Annotated in this window: 1 protein-coding gene and 1 pseudogene; one reads left to right on the top strand and one right to left on the bottom strand. The window is 70.2% G+C overall.

Annotated features, from left to right (window positions below; all coding sequences use genetic code 11):
• On the bottom strand, positions 1-724 hold a 724-nt coding region (locus tag VR44_RS38340; protein ID WP_045952306.1), incomplete at its 3' end, for an SAM-dependent methyltransferase.
• Between the two features lie 335 nt (positions 725-1,059).
• Between VR44_RS38340 and VR44_RS38335 the strand changes: the two are divergent.
• Positions 1,060-1,326 (top strand): annotated as a pseudogene (locus tag VR44_RS38335) (hypothetical protein); the annotation flags it as partial.

Genomic DNA, 1,326 nt, shown 5'->3' with positions numbered 1-1,326 from the left:
AGACCACGCCGGGCTCCAGCAGCTCGAACCCGTCGAAGAAGCGGGTGATCTCCTCGTGGCCGCGCATGACGAGCGGGTTGCGGATGTCGCGGTAGACGCCGACGGTCCCGGCGGCGACGTCCTCGCTGAGCGGGATGCCCTCGTAGGAGGCGTGGGTGAGGATGAGCATGCTGCCCGGGGCCAGGGCGTCGCGCAGCTCGGCGACGGCGGCGTAGGGCTGGTCGGCGTCCTCCAGGAAGTGCAGGACGGCGATGAGCATCAGGGCGACGGGCCGGTCGGGGTCCAGCAGCCGGCCGACCTCGGGGGCGGCCAGGATGTCCTGTGGTTTGCGCAGGTCGGCGGCGATGACGCCGGTCTGGTCGTCGCCGGCGAGGACGGCCCGGCTGTGCGCGACGGCGACCGGGTCGTGGTCGACGTAGACGACGCGGGCCTCGGGGGTGGCGGCGCGGGCTATCTCGTGCACGTTGCCGAAGGTGGGGATGCCGGAGCCGATGTCGAGGAACTGGGTGACGCCCTCGGCGACGGCGTGGCGGACGGCGCGGCGCATGAAGGCCCGGTTGGCCTGCATGATCTTGGGCAGGCCCGGCATGAATTCCATGGCCCGGCGCGCGGCCTGGCGGTCGACCTCGAAATTGTGGGAGCCGCCCAGGTAGTAATCGTAGATACGGGACACGCTCGGCACCGATATGTCGATACCTGGCGGGGCCCAGGCGGGGCGTTCCATCGGGGTCTCCAAGCCGTCGTCGTGTCGTGGTCGTACCTGGTCCGCCCGGGGATCGGGCGGGGGTCGGACTCCTGTCCGAGCCGAATGTACTGATCATTGCCCAACAGGGCGAGCAAAAGCGGAAATTGCCGGTCCGTTCTTGGTCACACACCAAAGCCTCCGGGGGGCCGCCGCAGGCGTCACCGAAACCGACAAATACCTTTTGGGAATTGACCAGCGTTCAATCACAAGCGATCAGAACCTGTCTCAAACCTCACCGGTCCGCGCTCCACCCGTTCGGGCGAACCGTTCCCGGGTCCCGCGTGCGCGGGCGCGCGCGAGCCCATGCTCCCCGGGTGAACAGAGCCTTAGCCAGACGCATGCTGGCCGTCCCGGTCCTGCTGTGGGCGACCCTGTCGACCACTCCGGCGGTGGCCGATAGCTGCGCCTACGCGGTGGTCGGCACCGGCGACGACGGAGCCTCCGTCGAGGCGTACGCCTACGCCGGAAGCGGCGGCCGCGCGACCGCCCGGGGTGGCGGACATCACGACGACGGACCCGGAAAGGGACGCGGCCACGACAAGGGCCGCGGCCACGGGCACGAGCACCACTGCCCGCCACCC

This window comes from Streptomyces katrae (assembly GCF_000966975.1).
GTDB classification, from domain to species: domain Bacteria; phylum Actinomycetota; class Actinomycetes; order Streptomycetales; family Streptomycetaceae; genus Streptomyces; species Streptomyces katrae.
The sequence above is the reverse complement of the archived record's forward strand: the minus strand, read 5'-3'. Positions and strand labels throughout refer to the sequence as shown.